Annotated in this window: 21 protein-coding genes; 11 read left to right on the top strand and 10 right to left on the bottom strand. The window is 61.1% G+C overall.

The features are described from left to right. The first annotated feature begins 52 nt into the window (after positions 1 to 52). Positions 53 to 2,161, top strand: coding sequence for a TonB-dependent receptor PqqU (gene pqqU / locus BBB56_RS19410; RefSeq protein ID WP_199756268.1), 2,109 nt, complete (start codon positions 53 to 55; stop codon positions 2,159 to 2,161). 31 nt (positions 2,162 to 2,192) lie between these two features. On the opposite strand, the gene BBB56_RS19405 is transcribed toward pqqU, so the two are convergent. The 4 genes from BBB56_RS19405 to BBB56_RS19390 form a co-directional block, all read right to left on the bottom strand. Continuing rightward, positions 2,193 to 3,254 carry an AbrB family transcriptional regulator gene (locus tag BBB56_RS19405; protein ID WP_123802567.1) on the bottom strand — a complete coding sequence of 354 codons (1,062 nt, stop codon included), beginning with the start codon at positions 3,252 to 3,254 and terminating at the stop codon, positions 2,193 to 2,195. Between the two features lies 1 nt (position 3,255). After that, complete coding sequence (locus BBB56_RS19400; protein WP_123802566.1) at positions 3,256 to 3,813, bottom strand: isochorismatase family protein; 558 nt, start codon at positions 3,811 to 3,813, stop codon at positions 3,256 to 3,258. A 12-nt stretch (positions 3,814 to 3,825) separates the two neighbouring features. Then, a complete protein-coding gene (locus tag BBB56_RS19395; protein ID WP_123802565.1) occupies positions 3,826 to 4,257 on the bottom strand; it encodes a MarR family winged helix-turn-helix transcriptional regulator in 432 nt (143 codons plus the stop codon). Positions 4,258 to 4,336: 79 nt separating this feature from the next. Next, positions 4,337 to 4,882, bottom strand: coding sequence for a helix-turn-helix domain-containing protein (locus BBB56_RS19390; RefSeq protein WP_123802564.1), 546 nt, complete (start codon positions 4,880 to 4,882; stop codon positions 4,337 to 4,339). 91 nt (positions 4,883 to 4,973) lie between these two features. Between BBB56_RS19390 and BBB56_RS19385 the strand changes: the two genes are divergently transcribed. The 4 genes from BBB56_RS19385 to BBB56_RS19370 all read left to right on the top strand — a co-directional run bounded on the left by BBB56_RS19385 (position 4,974) and on the right by BBB56_RS19370 (position 12,906). Beyond that, a complete protein-coding gene (locus tag BBB56_RS19385; protein WP_123802563.1) occupies positions 4,974 to 6,149 on the top strand; it encodes a benzoate/H(+) symporter BenE family transporter in 1,176 nt (391 codons plus the stop codon). Between the two features lie 162 nt (positions 6,150 to 6,311). Further along, complete coding sequence (locus BBB56_RS23540; protein ID WP_158673949.1) at positions 6,312 to 7,568, top strand: SrfA family protein; 1,257 nt, start codon at positions 6,312 to 6,314, stop codon at positions 7,566 to 7,568. A gap of 2 nt (positions 7,569 to 7,570) precedes the next feature. Further along, positions 7,571 to 10,534 (top strand): virulence factor SrfB, encoded by a 2,964-nt coding sequence (locus BBB56_RS19375; RefSeq protein ID WP_123802562.1) that lies wholly within the window; start codon positions 7,571 to 7,573, stop codon positions 10,532 to 10,534. Beyond that, positions 10,531 to 12,906 carry a virulence factor SrfC family protein gene (locus tag BBB56_RS19370; RefSeq protein WP_123802561.1) on the top strand — a complete coding sequence of 792 codons (2,376 nt, stop codon included), beginning with the start codon at positions 10,531 to 10,533 and terminating at the stop codon, positions 12,904 to 12,906. Before BBB56_RS19375 ends, BBB56_RS19370 begins: the two co-directional genes overlap by 4 nt. Here the strand turns inward: BBB56_RS19370 and BBB56_RS19365 are convergent. The 3 genes from BBB56_RS19365 to BBB56_RS19355 all read right to left on the bottom strand — a co-directional run bounded on the left by BBB56_RS19365 (position 12,903) and on the right by BBB56_RS19355 (position 14,040). Next, positions 12,903 to 13,172 (bottom strand): barstar family protein, encoded by a 270-nt coding sequence (locus tag BBB56_RS19365; protein ID WP_123802560.1) that lies wholly within the window; start codon positions 13,170 to 13,172, stop codon positions 12,903 to 12,905. The genes BBB56_RS19370 and BBB56_RS19365 overlap by 4 nt on opposite strands. A gap of 2 nt (positions 13,173 to 13,174) precedes the next feature. Continuing rightward, a complete protein-coding gene (locus tag BBB56_RS19360) occupies positions 13,175 to 13,609 on the bottom strand; it encodes a ribonuclease domain-containing protein (protein ID WP_123802559.1) in 435 nt (144 codons plus the stop codon). A gap of 86 nt (positions 13,610 to 13,695) precedes the next feature. Beyond that, entirely contained in the window at positions 13,696 to 14,040 is a 345-nt protein-coding gene (locus tag BBB56_RS19355; RefSeq protein ID WP_081137479.1) for a helix-turn-helix domain-containing protein, read from the bottom strand. 309 nt (positions 14,041 to 14,349) lie between these two features. On the opposite strand from BBB56_RS19355, the gene BBB56_RS19350 reads away from it, so the two are divergent. The 3 genes from BBB56_RS19350 to BBB56_RS19340 all read left to right on the top strand — a co-directional run bounded on the left by BBB56_RS19350 (position 14,350) and on the right by BBB56_RS19340 (position 19,282). Beyond that, positions 14,350 to 15,510, top strand: coding sequence for an efflux RND transporter periplasmic adaptor subunit (locus BBB56_RS19350; protein WP_123802558.1), 1,161 nt, complete (start codon positions 14,350 to 14,352; stop codon positions 15,508 to 15,510). 17 nt (positions 15,511 to 15,527) lie between these two features. Continuing rightward, the gene (gene oqxB, locus BBB56_RS19345) at positions 15,528 to 18,680 is read left to right on the top strand and encodes a multidrug efflux RND transporter permease subunit OqxB (RefSeq protein ID WP_123802557.1); all 3,153 of its coding nucleotides are present in this window, start codon (positions 15,528 to 15,530) and stop codon (positions 18,678 to 18,680) included. 269 nt (positions 18,681 to 18,949) lie between these two features. After that, the gene (locus BBB56_RS19340) at positions 18,950 to 19,282 is read left to right on the top strand and encodes a TFIIB-type zinc ribbon-containing protein (protein ID WP_123802556.1); all 333 of its coding nucleotides are present in this window, start codon (positions 18,950 to 18,952) and stop codon (positions 19,280 to 19,282) included. A gap of 50 nt (positions 19,283 to 19,332) precedes the next feature. Here the strand turns inward: BBB56_RS19340 and BBB56_RS19335 are convergent, their stop codons facing one another. Beyond that, on the bottom strand, positions 19,333 to 19,821 hold the full coding sequence (locus BBB56_RS19335) for an RrF2 family transcriptional regulator (RefSeq protein ID WP_123802555.1): 489 nt from the start codon (positions 19,819 to 19,821) through the stop codon (positions 19,333 to 19,335). Positions 19,822 to 20,011: 190 nt separating this feature from the next. Further along, positions 20,012 to 21,187: an MFS transporter gene (locus BBB56_RS19330; RefSeq protein WP_123802554.1), complete on the bottom strand. Its 1,176-nt coding sequence runs from the start codon at positions 21,185 to 21,187 to the stop codon at positions 20,012 to 20,014. A 256-nt stretch (positions 21,188 to 21,443) separates the two neighbouring features. On the opposite strand from BBB56_RS19330, the gene tus reads away from it, so the two are divergent. Beyond that, entirely contained in the window at positions 21,444 to 22,370 is a 927-nt protein-coding gene (gene tus, locus BBB56_RS19325) for a DNA replication terminus site-binding protein (protein WP_233593068.1), read from the top strand. A 51-nt stretch (positions 22,371 to 22,421) separates the two neighbouring features. On the opposite strand, the gene fumC is transcribed toward tus, so the two are convergent. Next, on the bottom strand, positions 22,422 to 23,819 hold the full coding sequence (fumC, locus tag BBB56_RS19320) for a class II fumarate hydratase (RefSeq protein ID WP_123802552.1): 1,398 nt from the start codon (positions 23,817 to 23,819) through the stop codon (positions 22,422 to 22,424). Positions 23,820 to 24,011: 192 nt separating this feature from the next. On the opposite strand from fumC, the gene manA reads away from it, so the two are divergent. Next, positions 24,012 to 25,187: a mannose-6-phosphate isomerase gene (gene manA / locus BBB56_RS19315; protein WP_123802551.1), complete on the top strand. Its 1,176-nt coding sequence runs from the start codon at positions 24,012 to 24,014 to the stop codon at positions 25,185 to 25,187. A 132-nt stretch (positions 25,188 to 25,319) separates the two neighbouring features. After that, positions 25,320 to 26,819 carry a YdgA family protein gene (locus BBB56_RS19310; RefSeq protein ID WP_123802550.1) on the top strand — a complete coding sequence of 500 codons (1,500 nt, stop codon included), beginning with the start codon at positions 25,320 to 25,322 and terminating at the stop codon, positions 26,817 to 26,819. Positions 26,820 to 26,955: the final 136 nt, after the last annotated feature.

Genomic DNA, 26,955 nt, shown 5'->3' with positions numbered 1-26,955 from the left:
GCACTATGTTCCGTCTGGTTCATTTCTCTCTTTTTACTACGGTCTTTCATTTATGAAAATTGCATCTCTGCGTCAGATCAGCGCGCTGCTGCCCGCGATGCTGCCGCTGCCGCTGCTGGCGGCTGACGACACCGGCAGCACCCTGGTGGTCAGCGCCGCTCCCGCGCCGTCCGGCCTGTCTGAGCTGGATACCCCCGCCGCCGTTAGCGTGGTCAGCGGCGACGACATGCGCCAGGCCGCGCCCCGCGTCAATCTGTCGGAAAACCTGGGCAGCGTGCCGGGGCTGCAAATCCAGAACCGGCAAAATTACGCCCAGGATCTCCAGCTGTCGGTGCGCGGCTTTGGTTCGCGCTCTACCTACGGCGTGCGCGGGCTGCGCATGTACGTTGACGGCATACCCGCCACCATGCCTGACGGCCAGGGGCAAACCTCCAATATCGACATTGGCTCGGTTGACCATATCGACGTGCTACGCGGCCCGTTTTCCGCTCTGTACGGCAACGCCTCAGGCGGCGTGATCAATGTAGAGACCCAGACGGGCCAGCAGCCGCCGACGCTGGAAGCGAGCAGCTGGTACGGCAGCTACGGCAGCTGGCGCAACAGCGTCAAGGCCACCGGGGCGACCGGCGACGGCACCCAGGCGGGCGACGTCAACTACAGCGTCTCCGCCTCGCGCTTTACCACCCACGGCTACCGCGACCACAGCGAAGCGCAGAAGAATCTGGGCAACGCAAAGCTGGGCGTGCGCCTTAACGACGTCAGCACCCTGACGCTGCTGTTTAACAGCGTGCATATTGAGGCGCAGGATCCGGGCGGTCTGACGCCGGATCAGTGGCGCGACAATCCGCGTCAGGTGGTAAGCAACGTGACGCTTTACAACACGCGCAAAACCGTCGATCAGACCCAGGGCGGCCTGCGTTATCAGCGCCAGATAAGCGAAAACGACGATCTGAGCGTGATGATGTATGCCGGTATCCGTGAAACCACGCAGTATCAGTCCATTCCCGCCAGCGTGCAGGCCAACCCGAAGCATCCGGGCGGCGTTATCGACCTGACGCGTCGCTATCAGGGCATCGATACCCGCTGGACCCACCGCGACACCCTGTTCAGCGTGCCGGTGACACTGACCGGAGGACTCGACTACGAAACTATGACCGAGCGGCGCAAAGGCTTCGAGAACTTCACCGCGACCGAATACGGCGAGAAAGGAAATCTGCGCCGCAACGAACGCAACCTGATGTGGAACCTGGACCCCTATCTGCAAACCGCCTGGCAGCTGACCGACAAATGGTCGCTGGACGCCGGTCTGCGCTACAGCACGGTGAACTTCGACTCGAACGACTATTACGTTACCGCCGGCAACGGGGACGACAGCGGCGAGGCGCGCTATCACAAATGGCTGCCCGCCGCCTCGCTCAAATACGCTATCGACAGCGGCTGGAACGCCTACCTCTCTGCCGGGCGCGGCTTTGAAACGCCCACCATTAACGAGCTGTCCTACCGCGCCGACGGTGAAACCGGCCTGAACAGCGACCTGAAGCCGGCAACCAGCGATACCGTTGAAATCGGCAGCAAAAAACGCATCGGCAACGGGCTAATCACCGCCGCGCTGTTCCAGACCGACACCAAAAACGAGATAGTCACCGACACCAGCCTCGGCGGCCGCACCACCTATAAGAACGCCGGAGAAACGCGCCGCCGGGGGCTGGAGCTGGGTATCGATCAGCAGTTTGCCGCCGACTGGCGCGTCAAAGCCGCCTGGACGCTGCTCGACGCGCGCTATCGCAGCAACGCCTGCGGTAACGAGAGCTGCAATGGCAACCGTATTCCCGGCATTGCGCGCAATATGTTTTATACCGGACTGGCGTATGCGCCGGAACAGGGCTTTTATGCCGGCGCGGAGATGCGCTACATGAGCAACATCGCCGCCGACGATGAAAATGACGTTAAAGCCCCCTCCTATACCGTGGCGGCGCTTAACAGCGGCTATAAATGGCAGGTAGAGAACTGGACGCTGGATCTGTTTGGCCGCGTCGATAACCTGTTCGATCGGGAGTATGTCGGCTCGGTGATTGTCAACGAAGGCAACGGCCGCTATTTCGAACCCGCGCCGGGGCGCAATTACAGCGTCGGGCTGACCATGAGCTACGCATTCCAGTAAGCGCGATACCCCGGCCCGACGCCGGGGTTTTTTATTGCCCGCGCCGCGCCATCCAGTTAGCGATCCAGCGCGACAATATCGGGCCAGTAAACATCACCACGATAAAGCGCCCGGTCTGCATCGCCATCACAAAAGGCATGTTGACGTTGCTGGAGGCGGCGATAATAGCCACCGAATCCGCTCCGCCCGGACTGGTAGCCAGATAGGCCGTCAGCGGATCGATTCCGGCGAACTCGACCAGCAAAAAAGCAAAGCCGCCGCAGATAGCCACCAGCGTCAACACCGACAGCAGGACGCGGGGAAAGGCGTGCGCCGCATAGCGGATGATGTCGGCGCTAAAGCGCAGGCCGATGCCCCAGCCCACAAAGGCGTAGGCCAGCGCCAGCAGCCACTTCGGCAGGGTCAGCGTCACCCAACCGACATCCTGAACCACCGAGGCGACAATCAGCGTCATCAGCATCGGGCCGGCGGAAATCCGCAGCAGACGCGCCGCCAGTACGCCTGCGGCAATGGTCAGTAAGGTAAAGAAAAATGAGGCTGGCGCAAAAGGGGCAAACAGATCGAGCGCGGGCGATGCGCCGCCGCTGGCTCCGGTCCACAGGCGCGTGACCAGGGTCGCGACCAGCGCCACCACCATCACGCGCAGATACTGCATAAAGGCGACAAGGCGCACGTCCGCGCCAAAGCTCTCCGCCATCAGGGTCATCGCGGTCGCCGCGCCGGGCGAGGATCCCCAGATCGCCGTCGAGCCTGGCAGCACGCGAAAATAAGCCAGCAGGCCGCCCAGCGCCAGGCTGGCGACAATCACCGAGCCGACGCACAGCACAAACAGCGGCCAGTCGCGGGCAATTTCATGGAATATCGAGGCGGGAATGGCCGAGGCGATCATTGCGCCCACCGTTGCCTGGGCGCAGTTGAACAGCGGCCGCGACAGTTTCAGCGAACGGCCGGAGGCCGCGAAGCCAATGCCGGCAAACATCGGGCCAAGCAGCAGCGCCGCCGGAACATGTATCCATTCCAGCAGCGCCACCAGCGCCGCCGAGCTGAAAATCAGCCCGCTCCAGCGCGCCAGCCCCGCCTGCGTCGTCGCCATCTTAGCGGGCGTTAACCAGCGCCAGCACGTCAGCGGCTGAGCCGGTCTCGCCGAGGCGCGGGAAAATCAGCCCGACGCTGTTGGTGTGGGTGTCGAGGTTAAGATCGGTCATGGCGTCGGTGGCCAGCGTGACGTTGTAACCTAATTCATAGGCCTGGCGCGCGGTGGACTCCACGCCGATGCTGGTGGCGATGCCGCACACCACGACCTGAGTAACGCCGCGCTTTTGCAGTTCGCTGTGCAGGTCAGTGTTGTGGAATGCGCCCCAGGTTTTCTTGGTCACGGTAATATCGCCCGGCTGCGGCGTCATCTCCGGCACCAGCGTGGCCCAGTCGGCGGGCAGTTCCCCGCCGTGGCGCGCCTGCTCGGTACGGCCGGGCGCAGCGCCAGCCACGTTGACCAGCACAACCGGCAGCTGGCGCGCGCGGAAGCCGTCGGCAAGCTGCGCGCACAGGTCGATAACCGGCTGCGGCTCGTGTACGACCGGCAGGCGCACAATGCCGTGTTGCAGATCGATAACAATCAGCGCGGTCTGGGTATCAAGGGTAGTCAGGGCCATAAAAAAATCCTCTCAGGATGCGTGGTCGGCAAGTCGTTGCAGTAAGGGGATCGCGCTGAGCAGCTGCTGCTGTTCGTCGGCGCTGAGCCGGGTGTCAATGGCGCGCACCAGCCAGTCGTCGCGCAGGGCGCGGTTGGCGCTAATCAGCGCGCGGGCCGCTGCGGTGGCCGTGTAGCGCGTTTTGCGTCCGTCGCTGGGATCGGCCTCGCCCTGCACCATGCCCGCCGTCAGCAGGCTGGCGACGGTGGCGCCCATCGACTGCGTGCGTACGCCTTCCGCCGCTGCCAGTTCGGTAACGGTCATTGCGCCGTCGCGCACCAGATAGCCCAGCACTGAGACCTGCGACCAGGTGAGATCGCCCGGCGGCGCCGATTCACGTAGCCGACGGCTTAGTTTGCCGACCAGCATACGCAGCGTGGCAGCCGATTCGTTCAGTTCGCTCATCGCCCTTCTCCTTACATTGCCGTCAGTATAGAGATACGAAGGTAAACTGTGTAGTTTACCTTCGTATCAATTTGTAAGGTCAGGGACGCTTCAGATAGTGGATCAGGCTGTGAAAACGCAGCGGCGTGGCGAGCGGATTGCGGTAGCTGTGCGCCACGTCGGCCTCAAACTGCAACGCCTCGCCCGCCTGCAGGCGACGCCAGACGCCGCGCAGTCCGAGCAGCAGTTCGCCTTCAATAACCACGACCTGTTCAACGCAGCCCGGCTCATGCGGCGAAGAGTCGCTTTGCGCGCCTGCCGCCAGCTCGACCGCCAGCAGATCGAAACGCAGCTGCGCGTCGTAAGGCAGTAACGGCCTGACCGTCATCTGAGCGTTAGGCTGGCTGAAACGCGCCTCTTCACCGGCCGACGTGGCGTTGCTGTGAATAAAAAAGGAAAAAGGAACGTTAAAGCCGGTGGCGATTTTCCACAGCGTCGCCACCGTCGGGCTGGATTCGCCGCGCTCGATCTGGCCGAGCATCGCCTTACTAACGCCCGTGCGCTCAGCGGCCAGCGTCAGGCTCCAGCCGTTCGCCTGGCGCAGCTGTTTCAGCGCGTCGCTGAGGTGCTGATGCAGATTTTCCATTGTGCTCTCCTGAAGTAATGGCGGCAGTTTAGCACTTGAGCGCTATAGCGCACACTGTTAGACTGTGCGCTATAACGCACAAGGGGGTTTTATGCACACCAGTACGGCGCCATCCGCCTTCTCTTTTCCCGTGCTTGTCTCTGGTTTCGTTGCGGTGCTGGTAGGCTACAGCAGCTCGGCGGCGATTATTTTTCAGGCGGCGCAGGCCGCAGGCGCGTCTCCCGCCCAGATCGGCGGCTGGCTGTCGATGCTGGGTATCGCCATGGGCGTCTGTTCGCTGGGGTTATCTCTGTGGACGCGAATGCCGATCCTGTGCGCCTGGTCGACGCCCGGCGCGGCTTTGCTGGCGACCAGTCTGCACGGTCTCTCTCTTCAGGAAACAGTGGGGGTCTTTATCTTCGCCAATGCCCTTATTGTACTGAGCGGCGTCACCGGACTCTTTGCACGACTAATGAATGTTATCCCGCCTGCGCTGGCGTCGGCGATGCTTGCAGGCATCCTGCTGCGTTTCGGGCTGGACGCCTTTGCCGGCCTGCAAAGCGATTTTGCGCTGTGCGGCGCGATGTGTCTTGCCTGGCTGCTGGCCCGGCGCTGGCTGGCGCGCTATGCCATTCTGGCGACGCTGGTAGCAGGCGTGGCGATCGCGCTGGCGCGGCACGCCATCCATTTCCCGGCGAACTACACGAGCTTTGTCATGCCGCAGGGGATCGTGCCGCACTTTAGCTTTACCGCGCTGCTCGGCGTCGGGCTGCCCTTTTTTCTGGTCACGATGGCGTCGCAGAATGCGCCGGGCATCGCCACCTTACAGGCGCATGGCTATCAGCCGCCGGTTTCGGCGCTGATCGGCTGGACCGGCGGCGTCGCTCTGCTGCTGTCGCCGTTCGGCGGTTTTTCGGTCTGCATTGCCGCCATCACCGCCGCCATCTGTATGGGCGAAGACGTTGACGCCGACCCGCGCCGCCGCTGGATGGCCGCCGCGCTGGCAGGCGTTTTTTATCTGCTGGCCGGTCTCTCCGGCGCGCTGATCGCCACGCTGTTTGTGGCGCTGCCCGCGCCGCTGATCGCCACGCTGGCCGGACTGGCGCTGCTGACGACTCTCAGCGGCAGCCTGACGCGCGCGCTGGCGGAGCCGGATACGCGCGATACCGCCGTGATCACCTTTCTAATCACCGCCTCCGGCATTTCTCTGCTCGGCATCGGCGCAGCCTTCTGGGGGCTGGTCGGGGGACTGGCTGCCCATCTGATGCTGACGCCGCGCGCCGCGTAATCCTCTGCGCGCGCGGCAGATTTTATTTTGCAGCGCGCGAAAAAAGCCCTTAATCACCGTTTTTTCCGCCGTTTGATTTGCCCTTGCTCCGCCTAATATCACTCCAATCGCCGATAACACACGATTTTCTGCCTCAGAATCCGACCGATAAGGGCCTTACAGGTGGCAAAAACTTTTCTGCGCAGCGGCACTCTCGACGCCGTGCTGGCGCTGGGTGAAAACGGCCAGCCGGTCTACGCATCCGCCCTGCAAATACGGGAAACCCTGCGTCTGCGTCGTCAGAGCGCGCTGGCAAACTGCCTGGCTATTCCGCAGCCCAACGAACGCGGCGACCGCCTCGACTGGTACGCGCCGTTCAGCGGCAAAGTCAAATCCTGGCTCAGCGCCAGCGACTATGAGCGCCGTCAGGCGCTGGATGAGCTGACGGCGACGCAGCAGGAGATGCAGGCAATCAGCACGCGCGCGCGCGAGGCTGACAATCCCGCGATGCGCCTGTTTGGCGCGCTGCTGGCGAAAAGCCTGCACTTTCCCGATCGTCAGTATGTCTATCTGGTGGATGGCAAACCGGTTATTACCTTCTGGGGCTTTGTCGATGCGCAGGCGCGCCTGAACGACGACGCCTTCGCCTGTCTGCGCGACACGCTGGAAGATCCCCTGCCGACGCTGCTGCCGGAGCCGCTGCCGGAGCCGGTCGTCGTCGAGCCGTCGCTGGAGATGCCGCTTATCGCCGCCGAACCCGAACCGCAGCCTGAACCTGAACCCGAAGCGCCTGCAATCGCGTCCGCCGCGCCGCGCCGCGCGTTTCGCCTGTGGTATCTGGCGCCAGCCGCGCTGGCGGCGGCCGCCGCAGGCGCTTTCTGGCTGCATCAGCCGCAGCCTGCCGCGCCGACGCCAACGGCGCCCGCTGCGGCTGTCGCCCCGCCCGCTGCGCTGATCGCCGCGCAGAAGCTTGCCGCGACCCTGCCCCAGACGCCGGCCAGCGTGGCCTCGCCTGCTGAGGCGCCTGTCCCTGCCGCGCCGCCCGCCGCGCCCGTCACAGCGGAACCGCTGAAGATGAGCATGGACGATGTGCGCAACGGCAGGATCGGCGTGGTGGATGGCCGCTGGCGCGTGGTGATGCAAAACTCTCTGCCGGGCGGCGCGTCGCCGGTGCTGCGCTATGAACTCAGCGCAGGCAAAGGCAGCGCCACGGTGACGCAGGGCAACAGCCTGCGCTGTAGCGCCGACGAGGTCACGGCGGCCATGCTCGGCAGCGGACAGCTGTCGATTCGCAGCCGCTACACCGCAAAATGCAGCGACGGCTCGCGCTACCCTATGCCGCAGCTGGTATGTAAACCGGGAGACGGCGTCGCCGTGTGCGACGCGCTGTTCAGCGATAAAAAATCCTTCCCGATGACGATTAAGCGTGAGAGTAAGTAACCATGTTAGCTCCCCTGATCGATGACAAACAAAAAATCACGCTGATCGAAGACAGCGGCGTGCAGTTTCTCGACTTTGGCCTGCGCATCGCCGCCGGACAGGCGCGCCGTCAGTTTGTGCGCCAGACGGCGAACGGCCCGCTGCTGCGTCTGAACGTAGACGGCAACAGCGGGAAGTTTTTGCTCTATCCGCAGGACGGCGGCGCGCCGGAAGTGGTGCGCCCGGAATCCGACGTGGCGCTGGCCGACTCCCTGAGGCTGCTGGGCGACTGCTGGCTGCCGCTGCCGATGCTGCGCTGCGCCAGCGGACGCCGTTTTATCGGCGGCCCGGAAAACTGGGCGCGCCTGCGCCTGACCGCGCTGCCTCAGGCGGATGCGGCAGGCAATACGCACCGCGTGACGCTGGCGTTTGATACGCGCTGCGTGCCTGAAGAACAAGGCGGCGAACAGCTTGGTCTCCACCCCGCCGACGCGCAAAACGGCGTCGCCTTTTCCCTCGCCTGGCACAACTATGAGCTGGGGGAATTTCTCGATCACACCTGGGTTGACGGCTGGCTGCGCGAAGCCTTTAGCGATCGCGTCGACGATCGCCGCGAGCAGGCTATCGCCCAGGCGCTGCGCGAGTTCGAATATCAGGCGCACTACCTCAATCTGCTGGAGCTGCTCGGCGAGCAGCTCCAGCTTAGCGACATTTACCTTCAGGCGGCGACCCAGCAGACGCCCGCCGTTAACGTGGACATTATTCTCGACGTCGGCAACTCGCATACCTGCGGCATTCTGGTAGAAGATCACCCGGAAGAGAGCAATGGCCTGAAGCAAACCTATGAGCTTCAGCTGCGCGATCTGTCGCAGCCTCACCAGGTCTACAACGAACTGTTCGACAGCCGCCTGGAGTTTGCGCAAGCGCACTTCGGCAAGGCGAACTTTTCGCTGGAGAGCGGCCGCGAAAACGCCTTTATGTGGCCTTCGCTGACGCGCGTGGGGCGTGAAGCCAGCCGCCTGGCGCTTCAGCGCGCCGGTCTGGACGGCAGCACGGGCCTCTCCAGCCCGCGCCGCTATCTGTGGGATGAAGCGCGCTATCAGCCAGGCTGGCGTTTCAACCAGCCGCACGGCAGCAGCGAACCGCAGGCGAACGCCGCGCCCTTTACCTTTTTGCTGAACGATGAAGGCGAGCCGCTGCACGCCCTGCCGCCGGAGGATCGCCTGCCGGTGTTCTCGGCGCACTACAGCCGCAGCTCGCTGATGACCTTTATGCTGTGCGAGCTGCTGGCGCAGGCGCTGATGCAGATGAACAGCGCGGCGCAGCGTCAGCGCATGCCGCAGAGCCACGCGCCGCGTCAGCTGCGCCACGTGATTCTTACGCTGCCGTCGGCGATGCCCAAGCCGGAGCGCGAAATTTTCCGGCGTCGCATGCAGGAGGCGATCGCGCTGGTATGGAAAGCCGAAGGCTGGCACGCCCCTGACGCGCCCTTCAGCGCCGATGCGCCGCCCGCCTGCCGCAAGCCGGTGCCGGACGTGCAGATGGAGTGGGACGAAGCCACCTGCGGCCAGATGGTCTGGCTGTTCAACGAAACCCAGGTTAATTTTGCCGGGCGCGCTCAGGACTTCTTCAGCAGCACCGCGCGTCCGGACCGCCCGCGCGAAGCGGACGAAGTGCCGGGCAAAAGTCTGCGTATCGCCTCGATCGATATCGGCGGCGGCACCACCGATCTGGCCATCACCCACTATCGCCTCGACGACGGCCAGGGCAATAACGTCAAGATCACCCCGCGCCTGCTGTTCCGTGAAGGATTCAAAGTGGCGGGCGACGATATTCTGCTGGACGTGATCCAGCTGTGGATCCTGCCTGCGCTACAGCAGAGCCTGCAAAAAGCGGGTCTCGCGCTGGCCGAGCCGCTGCTGAACAAGCTGTTCGGACACGACAGCCGCCTTGATGGCCAGGCCACGCTGCGCCAGCAGGCCACGCTACAGCTGTTTATTCCACTGGCGCAGGCGGTGCTGGAGCGCTACGAGAACTGGGACCCGCTGGAGAGCCATGCCGAAATCAACGCCCTGTTCGGCGAACTGGTTGAGCATCGTCCGGCCGACGCGGTGCTGGCGTTTATCAACGGTGAAATCCAGCGCGCGCTGGGCGGCGAAAGCCGTTTCGATCTGCTGGCGGTGCCGCTGATCGTCAGCCTGGCGCAGCTGCACGCCGAGTTTATGCAGCATCGCATGGCGATTATTCCGGCGCTGCGTTCGATGTGCGAAGTGGTGTCGCTTTATCAGTGCGACGTGCTGCTGCTGACCGGACGCCCGTCGCGCTTCCCCGGCATTCAGGCGCTGGTGCGCCATCTGCAACCGCTGCCGGGCAGCCGCATTCTTTCGCTGGAGGGCTATCACACCAGCGACTGGTATCCGTTCAACAAACATGGCCGCATCGATAACCCGAAATCCACGGCGGCGGTGGGCGCGATGCTCTGCCTGCTGGCGCTGGACCTGCGCCTCAGCAGCTTCTGGTTCCGCGCGGGCGATTTTGAGCCCTACTCAACCATCCGCTATCTTGGCGTGCTGGATGAGAACCAGGCGCTGACCGACGATAATCTCTGCTACAGCGACATCGATCTCGACGATCAGGGCTTCGCGCTGGATCGCAAAAGCAGCTTCCGCATTCGCGGCAATGTCTGCCTGGGATTCCGTCAGCTGGATAACGATCGCTGGCCCGCCTCGCCGCTCTACAGCCTGACGCTGAACGACGCCCGGCTGGCGCGTAAAGTCGCCGGAGAGAGCGTACTGCGCGTCAAGCTGGCGGTCGCGCCTGGCCCGGCGCTGCCCGGTCCGGAGCGGCTGGTGCTGAGCGACGCGCGGCTGGATGACGGCACGCGCGTGCCGCTGGAGCAGCTGAGCCTGAAGCTGAATACTCTCTCACCGACGGGCAACGCCAACGCCCAGTACTGGATCGACAGCGGAAGCCTGTGTAAACGATGAGAACTGTAAAACCGCGCCAGCCGCAGACGCTGGCAAAACGTCTTGCTCTGTTGCAGGACGCACTAAACGCCAGCCTTAACTGGATTGACGATCATCGCGCCGCGTCTCCTCGCCTGGCGCTGGAGGCGGAAACCGTTACCCGTCAGCTGCGCCGCGCCCGCGCGCAGAGCGATGCGCTGGCGCACCAGGTCGCGCGTCCGGTCACCCTGGCGCTGTTCGGCCAGTCGCAGGCGGGCAAAGCCTGGCTGCTGAGCGAAATGGTCGCCGATGCGCAGGGCCAGATGCTGACGCGCCTCGGCGAGAAAACCCTCAATCTGTTTCAGCATATCAACCCCGGCAATCTCGATTTCGCCACGGCGACCCGCTACGCCCATCAGCGTGAACCGCTGTCCGGGCAGTGGCCGGTTGAGCTGGTGCTGTTGAGCGAGGTCGAAATTTTGCGCCTGGTGCTGAGCTGTCGCATCGCGGGTTCCCAGCCGGAAAGCGCGCAGCTTGACCAGCAGCTGCAACGTTTGCAGCGCCAGCGGCTCGCTACCCCGGCCGGCGGTCTCGACAGCGATGCGCTGGTTACGCTGTGGGCCTGGAGCCGCCGCCATCACGGCCATGATTCACGCCTTGACCGCCACTTCTGGCCGCAGGCGGTGGAACTGGCGCCCGCGCTCAGCGTAGACGATCGGGTGCAGCTGTTTGCCCTGCTGTGGCCCGCGCAGCCGGAGCTGAGCGACGTGCTGCGTCATCTGCTGCATCTGCGCCATCAGCTGCGCAGCGCCAGCCGCGTGCTGGCGCCGCTCAGCCTGCTGGTCGATGACGCGCAGCTGCCCAGTGAACAGCTGATTGCGCCCGCCAGCGAGCAGGATCGCCAGCTGCTGGTGGAAGTGTGTCCCCTTAACGGCAACCGCATCGGCAAGCCTCAGACAGTGCCGCTCGGCTGGCTGGCGCTGCTGACGCTGGAGCTGGTGATCCCGCTCAGCTCGACGCCACGCACCGCCCTGTACGACGATGCCGATATGCTGGATTTGCCCGCGCCGGGCGCGCCCGTCGAGGCGGTGGCGCAGGAGGATCGTCAGCGGCTGGAGCAGCAGGATCCGCTGCGCGCGCTGCTGCTGGAGCAGAAACGCGCCCTGCTCCCCGGCCTGTACGCCGCGCGCCAGGGCATCGATTTAATGCTGATCTGTACCGCCGCCAGCCAGCGTCAGGACGCCGATGTCGCCAGCCGCGCGCTGCGCGAGTGGCAGCTGCATCAGCCGGTGCGGGAAAACGGCGAAAAACCGCGTCTGATCTGGGCCATTACCCCCTACGATGCGCGCCATCAGCAGATCAACGTGGATGAAGCCGTGCAGCGCCAGATAGGTCAGCCCGGCCAGCGCTGGGGATCGATGCTGGCGCTCGATCGCGCCGGGGTGGATCGCATGGCGGAATGGCTTCAGGAAGAGATGCAGCCGGATGCGCGCCGCGAGCGGCTGGTCGGCGAGCTGCGCGCCTTGCAGCACAGCGTGCTGGAGCGTCGACTGCTGCCCTGGACCGAGGCCCAGGCCAGCGACGAGCAGGCTGCCCGCAAGCAAAATATCGCCGACTCGCTGCTGAAGTGTCTGCAACACCGCACAGGCCTGCACGGCGAACTGCTGGAGCGTTTGCAGCCGCCGCGTGACGCGCTGCGTCAGCTCTGGCTCAGCCAGCACGACGCGCCGGCGGCCATGACTGCCCGCCACGCGGACGCCCCCGCACAGCATTTCGGCGTCGGCTTTGAGTTCGATCTGTTTAGCGACGCGCCGCTGACCGAGCCGGCCAGCGTACAGCATCACGTCAGCGCCGCAGGCCAGAGCTTTGCGCGCCAGGTGATGGCGCTGTGGCTCGATCATCTGCGCGAGCTGCCGGAAAACCGCAGCCTGCTGACGTTGCTGAATGTGGATCGCGCCACGCTGGAGTGGCTGGTCGAGGAGCTGATCGCGGCCAGCTTCCGTCTGGATATGCTGGCTAAGCTGGAGCAGGCGCTGCACGAGCCGGACGTTCAGTCCGTCACCCACGCGTCCCGCGCCGACCGTCAGGTTTCCCGCGCGATGACGGTGCTGGGGGATTTTGTCGCCTGGCTGGGCTTTTTACAGCGTGATGAGGCCGAACGGCCGCCGAGCCGCGTCAATCGCGGTCAGCCGATTTTCGCGCGGCCTCCTGCGCCGAGCGTCAACTTCTCCAGCGGAAAACGCCTGACGCGCCTCTCCGCCGCGCCCGCAAATCATACGGCCTACTACATTTATGACTGGCTGGTCGGGCTGAATAGCCTGATCCTGGAGAACAACGGGTACGCCGGCGGTCGTGATGTCGCGCCGGCCGCGCGTGACGCGTTAGCGCTTATCCTGGCCCCGCTGCGCAGCTAATCCCACGTCAGGCGCAGGTCGCCCTCCAGCGCCTGCGCCGCCTCTTCCAGCAGCGCCAGCACGGCGCCAAATTCGTCGCTGTTATGCAGCTCTGCCGCATGACGCAGACGGATGCGCGCCGGCAGCGCCATGCCGCCGGTCAGCCAGTCCCACAGCGCATCCAGGTTATTGCCGAAGGCAAACGGGCAGTGACTCTGCTGCGCCAGCGTCTGATAGAGCGCGTGGCGATCCGTCAGACGGTGAAAATCAAGCGTAATCGTCAGCATGATCAGGGCACCTGCTTAAAGCTGCGGTAGTGATCGGTGGTGATATAGACCAGCCCGTCCGAGGAGTAGACCAGCCGATCGGCCTCGCGGTGGCCGCAGCGATAGTTAACGTCCGCCTCATACCACAAGCGTCCGCTGCGCTGCGGCAGGCGCTTCTCACGGTTGCCAAACCGATCGCCGCCAATCGCCTTGCCCGGCAACACGTCGCACAGATTGCCTTTGGCCGGGTCCCAGCCGCGGCGGCGCGCGTCGTTTTTGCTGATGTAATAAGAGGGCAATTGCTGATTTTGCAGCAGATAACGCGTCACGGCACGCGCATCGGTTAACGAACGGATATCGCTGGCGTCGGACGAAGGTTGAGGGTTCAGATGGGGTTTAATTCCGGCCCAGGCGGCCGCAAGCACGATGATCAGTGCAATCCAGAGTTTTTTCGACATGATGGCATCCCAGACAACAGGACGCTGATGATACCAGCTTTATCGGGCAGATACAGCGCGGGCCAGCATAGCTGGCCCTGCGGGGATCACTGCATCACTTGCATCTGCGCGCCGTGACGACGCCATGCGCCAGGGGCGACGCCATACTGACGTTTAAAGCTGCGGTTAAAGGACTGCTGTGAATCGAAGCCCAGCGAAATCGCGACGTTGAGGATCGGTTCATTGGTGGTGGTCAGTCGATCCGCTGATTTTTTTAGCTTCTTCATGCGAATGTACTCACCCAGCGGATAACCGGTGTGCTCTTTAAACATGCGTTGCAGGTGCCATTTGGAATAGCCTGCGCGCTCCGATACGGTGTCCAGATCCAGACGTGCTTCAATATTGTTATCAATCCAGTCGATTAGATCGTGAATAAATGCGTCGCTCATCATCCCATTCTCTCCCGTCGCCGTTGCGAACAGTATCAGTATCAGTTGCAATTACACTTTAAGGGTGACTGACTTTGCCATTTAATGCAAGTTGAATTGATACATTAAATGCCGCACTCGCCGTAAGGTCATTGTTTATTCCCGCTGCGTCTGCGTCTCGCTCAGCCAAAACCGCACATAAAGTGTATCAGATATTCTTGCAGTTGCCGGATGCACGAGCCTACACTCCTCGCGATAAATTGCAATCTTAAAAGTTGCAAAAATTGGCCCGCGCTTGTGGGCTGTTTTTTAACGCTATGCGGAATAATAAAAATGAACAGACAAACGAAGTGGGTTCGTCAGGGTTCAACCCTTCTGGGCGCGGTGCTGCTGACCAGCATACTGAGCGGATGTGACAGAGGTGTGGCGCAAAACGCCCCGCCGCCGCCGCCTCAGGTCAGCGTCGCCGATGTGGTGGTGAAGCCGGTTAGCCAGTGGGACAGTTTTAACGGACGCATCGAGGCGGTGCAGAGCGTGCAGCTGCGCCCGCGCGTTTCCGGCTATATCGATGCGGTGAACTATCGCGAAGGCGACGAGGTGAAAAAAGGCCAGGTGCTGTTCACCATCGACGACCGCACCTATCGCGCTGCGCTGGAGCAGGCGAAGGCCGAACTGGCGCGCGCGCGCAGCCAGGCCGCGCTGGCGCGCAGCGAGTCGGCGCGCACCGAGAAACTGATCGGCACCCAGGCGATTTCGCGCGAGCAGTGGGAACAGCGCCGCTCCGCCGCCAGCCAGGCGCAGGCCGACGTGCTCGCCGCCGAAGCCGCCGTCGATATGGCGCAGCTTAATCTCGACTTTACCCGCGTGACCGCGCCGATCGACGGACGCGCCAGCCGCGCCATGATCACCGCGGGTAATCTGGTGACGGCCGGTGACAGCGCCAGCGTCCTGACTACGCTGGTGTCGCAGGATCGCATGTATGTCTATTTTGACGTCGATGAAACCACGTTCCTTCACTATCAGGCTATGGCGCGCCAGGGCCAGCAGCGCGGCTCGCTGCCGGTTGAGATCGGCCTTGCCGGTGAAAAGGGCTATCCGCACCGCGGCACCGTCGATTTTACCGACAATCAGCTCGCCGCCAGCACCGGCACTATTCGGATGCGCGCCCTGCTCGATAACCAGCAGCGTCAGTTTACGCCGGGTCTCTTCTCCCGCGTACGCCTGCCGGGCAGCGCGGAGTTTCAGGCGCTGTTGATTGACGATAAAGCCGTCCTGACCGATCAGGATCGTAAGTATGTGTATGTGGTGGACAAAGACGGCAAAGCGCAGCGCCGCGATATTCAGCCAGGCGCGCTGGCCGACGGCTTGCGCATTGTAAAAAGCGGATTGCAGTCAGGCGATCGGGTAATCATTGACGGCCTGCAAAAAGTCTTTATGCCCGGAATGCCGGTAACGGCACAGCAGGTCGCGATGCGCGCGGCTAACGCCAACTAACTGAGGCTACTGCCGCTATGGATTTCTCCCGCTTTTTTATCGACCGGCCTATTTTCGCCGCCGTACTGTCGATTTTAATTTTTGTCACCGGCCTGATCGCCATTCCCCTGTTGCCGATCAGCGAATATCCCGACGTGGTGCCGCCGAGCGTGCAGGTGCGCGCCGAATATCCTGGCGCTAACCCCAAGGTGATCGCCGACTCGGTTGCCACGCCGCTGGAAGAAGCGATCAACGGCGTGGAAAACATGATGTATATGAAGTCGGTTGCCGGTTCTGACGGCGTGCTGGTCACCACCGTGACCTTCCGTCCGGGCACCGATCCCGATCAGGCGCAGGTACAGGTGCAGAACCGCGTCGCGCAGGCGGAAGCGCGCCTGCCGGAGGATGTGCGTCGTCTCGGCATCACCACCCAGAAAATGTCGCCCACGCTGACGCTGGTGGTACATATGTTCTCGCCGCACGGCAAGTATGACTCGCTCTACCTGCGCAACTACGCCACGCTGAAGGTCAAAGATGAGCTGGCCCGCCTGCCGGGCGTGGGTCAGATCCAGATTTTCGGCGCGGGCGAATATGCCATGCGCGTCTGGCTCGATCCCAATAAGGTGGCCGCGCGCGGCCTGACCGCCAGCGATGTCGTGACGGCGATGCAGGAGCAGAACGTACAGGTTTCCGCCGGTCAGCTTGGCGCGGAGCCGCTGAAAAACCAGTCTGATTTTCTGCTGTCGATTAACACCGCAGGTCGTCTTGAGAATGAGCAGCAGTTCGGCAATATCATTCTGAAAACCTCTGCTGACGGCTCGCTGGTGCGGCTGCGCGACGTGGCGCGCATCGAGATGGGTTCAGGCAGCTACGCCCTGCGCTCGCAGCTTAACAATAAAGATGCGGTCGGTATCGGTATCTTCCAGGCGCCGGGCGCCAACGCTATCGATTTGTCCAACGCCGTGCGCGCCAAAATGGACGAGCTGGCAACGCGTTTCCCGGATGATGTGAAGTGGGCCGCGCCTTACGATCCGACCGTGTTTGTGCGCGATTCCATCAGCGCCGTGGTGCACACCCTGCTGGAAGCGGTGGCGCTGGTGGTGCTGGTCGTGATCCTGTTTTTGCAGACCTGGCGCGCCTCGATTATTCCGCTGCTGGCCGTGCCGGTATCGGTGGTCGGGACCTTTAGCGTGCTCTACCTGCTCGGCTTCTCGCTGAACACCCTGAGCCTGTTTGGGCTGGTGCTGGCCATCGGCATCGTTGTGGACGACGCCATTGTCGTGGTGGAAAACGTCGAGCGTAATATTTCGCTGGGGCTGTCGCCGCAGGCGGCGGCGCATCAGGCGATGCGCGAGGTTTCGGGACCCATTATCGCGATCGCGCTGGTTCTGTGCGCGGTGTTTGTGCCGATGGCGTTTCTTTCTGGCGTCACCGGTCAGTTTTACAAACAGTTCGCGGTGACTATCGCGATTTCAACGGTGATTTCCGCCATCAACTCGCTGACGCTCTCTCCTGCGCTGGCGGCGAAGCTGCTGAAGGATCACCACGCGCCCAAAGATATTCCGACGCGCATTATCGACCGCCTGCTCGGCTGGCTGTTCCGTCCGTTTAACCGCTTCTTTAACAGCAGCGCGCACGGCTACGAGGGGCTGGTCGGCAAAACCCTGCGTCGCCGCGGCGCGGTGTTTGCTGTGTATGTGCTGCTGCTGGCGGGCGCGGGCTTTATGTTCCACGCCGTGCCGGGCGGTTTTATCCCGACGCAGGACAAGCTCTATCTGATTGGCGGCGTGAAGATGCCGGAAGGCTCTTCGCTGGAGCGTACCGATGAAATGATCCGCAAAATGAGCGAGATCGGCATGAGCACCGAAGGCGTCGCCTATTCCGTCGCCTTCCCCGGCCTGAATGCGTTGCAGTTCACCAACACGCCGAACACGGGCACGGTGTTCTTCGGGCTGAAGCCATTCAGCGAACGTAAGCACAGCGCTGCGGAGATTAACGCGGAAATCAATGCGAAAATCGCCCAGCTGCAACAGGGTTTCGGCTTCTCCATTATGCCGCCGCCCATCCTCGGTCTGGGCCAGGGCTCCGGCTATTCGCTCTACGTGCAGGATCGCGCAGGACTCGGCTACGGGGCGTTACAGACGGCGATCAACACGCTGTCTGGCGCAGTAATGCAGACGCCGGGTATGCAATATCCGATTTCGTCCTACCAGGCGAATGTGCCGCAGCTCGATGTGCAGGTTGATCGCGATAAAGCGAAGGCTCAGGGCGTGTCGCTGACCGATCTGTTCAGCACGCTGCAAACCTATCTCGGCTCATCCTACGTAAACGATTTCAACCGCTTTGGCCGCACCTGGCGCGTGATGGCGCAGGCCGACGGCGAGTTCCGCGACAGCCTGGAGGATATTGCGAATCTGCGTACCCGCAACGATCGCGGCGAAATGGTGCCGATTGGCAGTATGGTGCATATCACTACCACCTATGGGCCAGATCCGGTGATTCGCTATAACGGCTATCCGGCAGCGGATTTGATTGGCGATGCCGACCCGCGCGTCCTCTCTTCGGCGCAGGCGATGACCCAGCTGGAAGCGATGTCCGGTCAGCTGTTGCCAAACGGCATGAATATCGAATGGACCGATCTCAGCTACCAGCAGGCGACGCAGGGCAACACCGCTTTTATCGTCTTCCCGGTGGCGGTGCTGCTGGCCTTTCTGGTGCTGGCGGCGCTCTATGAGAGCTGGACGCTGCCGCTGGCGGTGATCCTGATCGTGCCGGTGACGATGCTGTCAGCGCTGGTCGGCGTCTGGCTGACCGGCGGCGATAACAACGTGTTCGTTCAGGTGGGTCTGGTGGTGCTGATGGGGCTGGCGTGTAAGAACGCGATTTTAATCGTTGAGTTTGCGCGTGAGCTGGAGATACAGGGTAAAGGCATTGTGGAGGCGGCGCTGGAAGCCTGTCGCCTGCGTTTACGTCCTATCGTGATGACCTCTATCGCCTTTATCGCCGGTACCGTACCGCTGATTCTGGGTGAAGGCGCGGGCGCAGAGGTGCGCGGCGTCACCGGCATCACCGTGTTCGCCGGTATGCTGGGCGTAACGCTGTTTGGTCTGTTCCTGACGCCGGTGTTCTATGTCACGCTGCGTAAGCTGGTAACGCGCAAGGCGCCCAAAGAGGCGTTGCAGACAGCGTAACCGTAACTAACAGAAGGCGGTCAATGACCGCTTTCTGCCAACACATTAACATGTTTTATAAAAAGGCCGCCTTTGCGGCTTTTTTATTCCCGACAGTGCGGCTCGCCTCATTCTATGGGTAAAAACTTCGCTTAGGGTATAACGCCCGCTATTCGCCGCCTGGCGTGCTATAGCAAAAGGAACTATTGAAATCGCCTTTATTTTATGCGATTGATATTTAGGTAAAATATTATAATTGTGGAAGATTTTTTTTATCTAAGGAGAGAGAAATGGCATTAATTAACTGCCCCGAATGCAACGCGCAAATCAGCGATTCCGCCTTTAAATGTCCGTCGTGCGCACACCAGGTGAGAAAGCCGAAGCGAAGCCTGTTTGGCAAAATAGTGAAGGCAGTATTTATTATCTTTAATATTTTTATGCTCTATTCTGTTTTCACAGGAATGGGGGCGAGCGGAGAGGTTATCAATAATGCCGCCTCTGATGCAGAGCGCGCTGGGGCTGCGCTGGGTGCAGGCATGGGGGCGATGATGCTGGGTATCCTGTGGGTGGTAGGCGATATTATCATCGGAATGCTGGTATTCCTGACGCGCCCTAAATCATAGCCGCGCCTCTCGCTAAGCGGGGCGTCAGCAGAGGAAATGACAAAGCCGCATCAGCGGCTTTTTTTACACAGGTCTTCAATCGCTTCAGGCTCCAGCACTGGCGCACATTCGGTTTCGTTGCCCTTCTTCAGCTCTTCGAGGGCATCAGCAACGGTGCGTTTTTCCAGCACTTCCAGCGAAGCCTGCTCGGCTTCATCGGCAATGGATTTAAAGTACCAGCAGAGGTTGGCGCTCACCAGACAGCGCGGCGCAACGTCCGGGCGCGATGCCCAGAGCTTTTTATCTTCAATCACGGAAGTATAAATATCGCGCAGCGTGATCTCGCTGGCCGGACGACCGAGGTGAATTGAACCAGTGCGGCCCAGCGTCGAAACGATAATGCCGTCGCGGGTCAGAGGAACCATCAGCTTGCGGATGAAACTGGGATTCGCTTCAAGACCGTAGGCCAGAATGGCGCTGGTCGAGCGTTTACCCATTTGCTCCGCCATCGCTACGCTAAGAACCATCTGCAAAGCTGTCGGGAAGCGGTAATCAAGCATTTCATTATCCTGAGTTGCGGTGCATCTTATTGTTTTATTGCCGCGTAAGTGAACAATCAGTGAGCAATAAATATAACAAACACTGTTACTTTTTAGAAGCGAGGCTGTCACGCCACGGCACGTATTCATTAAAACCTGAGCGTTAACAGCACAAGCTGTTCAGCCCCGTCAACCCCTGCCCAGGCTGGGCTTACGCGGGTGTTGCCGACAGTTGCCGCTTCAGCAAAATCACCAGCGCCACGTTAAGCAGCGCCAGCGCGCAGAGTAGCCACAGCGTGGCTGCCGGACCCAGCGTTGCGAATACATAGCCGCCAGCCAGCGGCGTCAGCGCCTGTCCGATAAGCGCCGGCCGGGCCATCCGGCCAACCACAACGGCATAGGCTTCTGGTTTGACCATAGCCAGCGGTAAAGTTCCCCGCACAATGGCTCGTAACCCATTTCCCGCGCCGTACAGCACCATGCTCAGCAGCGCAAACTGAGGAAAGAGCGCCAGAAGCAGCAGCCCGATCGCGACCAGCCCGACGGAAAAGAAAGCCGTCCAGATGGGATGACCGCGCTTAAACGCCACGTCGACCAGGCGCGAGCCGACCTGGCAAGGTCCCATAATGGCGCTGATCGCCAGCGCAGAGGCGAGCGTATAGCCGCTGGCCTGAAGCAAGGTAATCAGCTGTACCGAGATGGCCGTCATGATAACCGACGCCAGCGTAAAAATGGCGCACAGCAGCCAAAAGCGCGACGGCGCGAGATCGCTTTGCTGCGCGCTGGCAGACGCGGCGGCTGGCCGAGGGGTTAAAGCCGCGCCGGGCAGCGCATAGTAATAAGCAGGCAGCACCAGCAGCGTCAGCATAGCCGCAATCGCGAAGCAGGCGCCGCGCCATTCAAGCAGATGGATCAGTAACGCGGTGCCGGGCCATACCAGCGTGGTGCAAAAGCCGGAGATAAGCGTAATGCCGGTAATGGCGCTGCGAGCCTGCCCGCCGTAGCGCGTGCCGAGCGTCGCGAAAAGCGCGTCATACAGACCCATCGCCATGCCAACCCCGATAATCACCCACGCGGCAAGAAAGAGCGGCAGCGAGTGGCTGAGACCCATGATAACCAGTCCAGCCGCCATCACCGCCCCGCTCCATGCCAGCAGCACTCTGCCGCCGGTGCGCGCGATGATGCGTCCGCTGAGCGGAGCCAGCAATCCTGAAACCAGGATACCGACAGAGAGCGCGGCATAAATCCACTGCTGCGACCAGCCGGTTTCCGCGCTAATCGGGTTCGCCATAACGGCCATCAGATAGAAGGATCCGCCCCAGGAGAGTATTTGCACCAGCCCCAGCACCACTACGGCGACTACGCCTGGTTTCGTCTGTTGATCCACATTTATCACCGTTTTATACCGATAGCGTGTTTTATAACATGTTATGCAATAAGGGAAAAACCGAAACGCTCAGTGTGATTCACGCGGTGCAGCGGAAATACACAGCAGTCCAGGTAGCCCCTGCTTTTTTGCTGTTACGCTGGCCGGTCGCACGGTTTTATCAGGATTCTCTTTAGGTATGTTGTAACTAATGAGGAAGCTTGCGGCAGCCGCGCCACTCTGCCACATTAGGTATGTTGTAACTATGGAGGCCGCTATGCGTTATGATTTGATTTCTGACCTTCACGACTGCGCCAACAGTCTTGAACGCGCGCTGGGCGAGATGCGCGAAATGATCCTGGCGCAGCCGCTGCTGATCGCGCGCGTATTCTCGCTGCCGCCAGTTGAAAAAGGTCATGAACACGATGCCGTTACCGAAATCGCCGTTGAGCAGCACCTGGGCGAAGCCGCGCGCGATATGGCGCTGGCCCACTTCTGCCGGCTGTTCATGCAACACCAGTCAGAAAAGCTGAGCACCAAAGCCGCCGTGCGCCTGCCCGGCGCAATCTGCATCGAAGCCAGCGGCGAGCAGGAAACTGCCCTGACTGACCAGATTACCCTGGTCAATCAATACAAGGCGCGGCTGGAGCAAATTATCACCGTGGAGTCAGGGCTGCCGAGCGAGGCGCGCTTTGAGTTCGTCCACCAGCACCTGCGCGGGCTGATTACGCTCAATGCCTATCGCACCATTACCCTGCTCCAGGCGCCGGACAGTCTGCGCTTCGGCTGGGCCAACAAGCATGTGATTAAAAATGTGAAGCGCGAAGAGATTATCGCTCAGCTGGAAAAAAGCCTGAGCGCAAACCGCGCGCAGGCCCCCTGGACGCGCGAACAGTGGGCGGAGAAAGTGCAGGAGGAGCTGGAAAGCGTCCGCGCCCTGCCCGCCAGCGCGCGGCTGAAGATTAAACGTCCCGTAAAAGTGCAGCCGATCGCGCGCGTCTGGCGCGCCGATGAGAAAAAACAGACGCAGCTTGCCTGCCCGTCGCCGGTTATCGTGCTGTGCCGCGACCGGACGCAGGTGCCTGTGCTGGGCGAGCTGCTGAACTATAACGCCGACAAGATTCAGCATCGCTATAAGCCAGCGGCTGAGCCGCTTAATCTGCTGATCCCACGGCTGCATCTGTGGGTTGACTGTCCGATTTAAAATAATTAAGGCCAGCAGCGCTGGCCTTATCTGGTCTGGCGAAAGCTTCGCTTACGCCTTCATGCTGCCGACCATCTCTTCAGGACGCACCCAGGCATCAAACTCTTCTGCGGTCAGATAGCCGAGCTTCAGCGCCGAGTCTTTCAGCGTCAGTCCCTCTTTATGGGCTTTTTTGGCGATTTCCGCCGCTTTGTCATAGCCGATGTGGGTATTGAGCGCCGTGACCAGCATCAGTGATTCGTTAAGCAGCTGGCTGATACGGTCGCGGTTCGGCTCAATGCCGATGGCGCAGTGGTGGTTAAAGCTGTCGATACCGTCCGCCAGCAGGCGCACCGACTGCAGGAAGTTGTGGATCACCATCGGGCGGAACACGTTCAGCTCAAAGTTACCCGACGCCCCGCCGATATTGATCGCCACGTCGTTTCCCATCACCTGACAGCAGAGCATGGTCAGCGCTTCGCACTGGGTCGGATTGACCTTGCCCGGCATAATAGAACTGCCTGGCTCGTTCTCTGGAATAGACAGCTCGCCGATGCCGCAGCGCGGCCCTGACGCCAGCCAGCGCACGTCGTTGGCGATTTTCATCAGCGAGGCGGCCAGCCCTTTCAGCGCGCCGTGGGCGTGCACCAGCGCATCCGTCGTCGCCAGCGCTTCGAATTTGTTCGGCGCGGTCACGAACGGCTGCCCTGTCAGGTCAGCCAGCGCCTGCGCCACGCGCACCGCATATTCAGGATGGGTGTTGAGACCCGTGCCTACCGCGGTGCCGCCCAGCGCCAGCTCGGCGACGTGAGGAATGCTCTGTTCAATATGTTTGAGGTTGTGCTCCAGCATCGCGACCCAGCCGGAAATTTCCTGGCCTAACGTTAGCGGCGTCGCGTCCTGTAGGTGAGTACGGCCGATTTTAACGATGTCTTTAAAGGCGCTGGACTTCTCGCTGAGCGTCTGCTTCAGCACCTCAATCTGCGGTATCAGCTTCTCACGCAGTGCGATAACCGCCGCCACATGCATCGCCGTCGGAAAGACGTCATTGGAGCTTTGACTTTTGTTAACGTCGTCGTTGGGATGCACCAGGCGAGACATGCCGCGCTCGCCGCCCAGAATTTCACTGGCGCGATTCGCCAGCACCTCATTCATGTTCATATTGGTCTGGGTGCCGGAGCCGGTCTGCCAGATCGCCAGCGGAAACTCGCCGCTGTGCTGATCCGCCAGCACCTCATCGGCGGCTTTGATAATCGCCTCTGCGCGCTCGGCGGGCAGCAGGCCAAGATCGCGGTTAACAGAGGCGGCGGCGCGCTTGGTCTGCGCGAGCGCATACACCAGTTCGGTGGGCATTTTTTCTGTCGAGATACGGAAGTGTTCCAGCGAGCGCTGCGTTTGCGCGCCCCATAACTTGTCTGCGGGTACATCGATCGGCCCCATGGAATCTTTTTCGATGCGACTGGCTGCCATGTCTACGTCTCCTTTAGCACAGGTTGTGGTGATGGTTGGTCCGGCGTGGGTTGACGCCGGACACGCAAAATTCTCATATACAAGAATTTAACATTATGCGAGCCAGACGCCTTGTTTGCACTTGATATGTATTATTTACCCAAATTTCTGTTTTAATAGGCGTAATAACTTCCCGTGATTTAAGGGTTAATCATGCAAAAGTTGGTCAATTCGATACAGAATTACGCATGGGGCAGCAGAAACGCCTTAACCGAACTTTACGGCGTCGCCAATCCTTCCGGTACGCCGATGGCGGAGCTGTGGATGGGCGCGCATCCAAAAAGTCCATCGCAGATCGCGTTCAGGGGTGAACGCCGGTCACTGCGTGAGGTCATTGATGGCGCGCCGGAGGCGATGCTGGGTTATGCCGTCGCCAAACGCTTCGGCGAATTGCCTTTTCTGTTTAAGGTGCTGTGTGCCGAGCAGCCGCTGTCGATTCAGGTGCATCCCAGCAAAAACGCCGCTGAAGAGGGTTTCTCGCGGGAAAATGCCGCAGGGATTCCGTTAAATGCGGCGGAGCGCAACTACAAAGACGCCAACCATAAGCCGGAGCTGGTCTATGCGCTCACCCCTTTTCAGGCGATGAACGGCTTCCGCGAATTATCTGACATCGTCTCGCTGTTGCAGCCGGTCGCCGGCGCGCATCCGCAGATCGCGCATTTCTTACAGCGCCCCGACAGCGATAATCTGGCGAAACTCTTTGCCAGCCTGCTGTCGCTTCAGGGCGAGGAGAAATCGCTGGCGCTGGATATTCTGCAAGCCGCAGTTAACGCGCGCGAAGGCCAGCCCTGGGAAACCATTAAGGCCATCGCGCAGGTTTATCCCGACGACAGCGGCCTGTTTTCACCTCTGCTGCTGAACGTCATCACGCTACAGCCGGGCGAAGCGATGTTCCTCTATGCGGAAACGCCGCACGCCTATCTGAAGGGCGTGGCGCTGGAGGTGATGGCCAATTCAGACAACGTGCTGCGCGCCGGACTGACGCCGAAGTACATTGATATTCCCGAACTGCTGGCCAACGTGAAGTTTGTGTCAAAACCGGCATCGCAGCTGCTTACCCAGCCGCAACAGCAGGCGCGCGCGCAGGTCTTTCCGATCCCGGTAGACGATTTCGCTTTCGCTATTCATCATCTGGACAACGAACCTCAGCCTCTGGCGCAGGAGAGCGCGGCGATCCTGTTTTGCGTAGAGGGCGAAGCCAGGCTGACGCTGGACCAGCAGCAGCTGACGCTCAAACCAGGCGAATCCTGCTTTGTGCCTGCCAGCGACGGTACGCTGAAAGCCACGGGTAGCGGTCGTCTGGCGCGCGTTTACAATGCGTTGCGCTGATTCGGCTGACGAATCTGGCCCTAACTGCTATCATTTCAATCTATTAGCAAAAAACGCCTGCGGGCGTTTTTCTTCACTCGCCGGGCGTCGGACAGCGGCGTAAACGGACACAAGGATAAGGACGACTCAGCAATGAAAAAGACCAACGTTGCCGTAGGTGTGATTATCGCCCTGGGCGTAATCTGGACCGGCGCGGCATGGTTTACCGGTAAACAGCTGGAAAGCCATATGGATGAACTGGTGCAGAACGCCAATACCCAGATCAACGCTTACGCGCCTGACAGCCGACTGAAAGTCAGCTATCAGGACTATCAGCGCGGCATCTTCAGCAGTAAAGCGAAACTGGTAGTGCAGGCCAGCTCGCAGACCGAAGATAACGCCTTTCTGAAACCGGGCCAGAGCATCATCCTGAATGAAACCATCGATCACGGTCCCTTTCCCTTTGCCCAGCTGCGCCGCGCTAACCTGATACCCAGCATGGCGTCGGTGCATACCGAACTGGAAAATACCGACGCGCTGAAGACCCTTTTCGCTCTGACCGACAATCAGTCCCCGCTGAATGCAGACACCCGCATTGGCTACAGCGGCGCGACCGACACCGCCCTGCACTTTTTGCCGGTTAATTACCTGAATGCGCAAAGCGGCCAGCGTCTTGCCACCAACGGCGGGACGCTGAACATTAGCGCCGACAGCAAAGGCGATAAGGTATCGGTAGACAGCGACATCGACAGCGTGGCCATCACCACGAAGAACGAGATGGGCGTGCCGGTGCTGTTCACCGCCAATGGCGTGAAGCTGAGCGGAAATACCCATCTGACGCCGGAAGGCGTTCGCATCGGCGATCAAAAAGTCGAACTGGAGAAACTCAATGCCAGCCTTAACGGCAAAGATGCGCTGACGCTGCAAAAGCTTAACGGCACCTCGTCGTTTGATAATAAGTCGGGCAAGATCAGCGGCAATATTGATTACCATGTCGATAACGTCAACCTGCAAGGTCACGACTTCGGCGAAGCGAAGCTGAGCATGAAGCTGGCCCAGTTTGATGCCCAGGCGGTGAAAACCTTCTCAGACAACTACAATGCTCAGATGCAGGATTTGCTGAACCAGCAGGGTCTGGCAAACGATCCGATTCGCTATCAGGCAGGGGTCAATGCCATTCTGATGAACAACCTGCCGACGCTGCTCAAAGGTTCGCCGATGGTAAGCATCGCGCCGCTGAGCTGGAAAAACGACAAGGGTGAAAGCACCTTCAACCTTACCGCCAACTTTAACGATCCGGCCACCGTTACCGGGCAGCCGCAAAATCTGGCGGGCATGGTCGATCGCGTGCTGAAATCGCTGTCAGCGAAGCTGGTGATTAATATGCCAATGGCGACCGAGGTGATGCGCAACGTGGGTCTGGCCGAAGGCTATACCAGCGATGACGCGGAAAAACTGGCGGATCAGCAGGTGAAAGGCCTGGCGGCAATGGGACAGATGTTCCGTCTGACCCAGCAGCAGGACAAAAACATTATCACCAGCCTGCAATACAGCGGCGGTCAGGTAAACATGAACGGCGACACCATGGCGCTGGAGCAGTTTATGTCGCGTTATATGCTCGGCCTGCCCACCAGCGAGGGAATGCCGCAGTAAGCGACGGCTCTGAACCCGCAACCCTGAGGCTGGTCACCTGGCGTGACCAGCCATCATCACCCCATCGACTTCTTGCCGACAGGCCCGCAACCCGTTTCATTCGCGTGATGCGTTCAGCCTGCTGCCTGCCGACCCG

Origin of the sequence: Candidatus Pantoea deserta, from assembly GCF_003813865.1 — a bacterium.
Lineage (GTDB): Bacteria > Pseudomonadota > Gammaproteobacteria > Enterobacterales > Enterobacteriaceae > Pantoea > Pantoea deserta.
The sequence above is the reverse complement of the archived record's forward strand: the minus strand, read 5'-3'. Positions and strand labels throughout refer to the sequence as shown.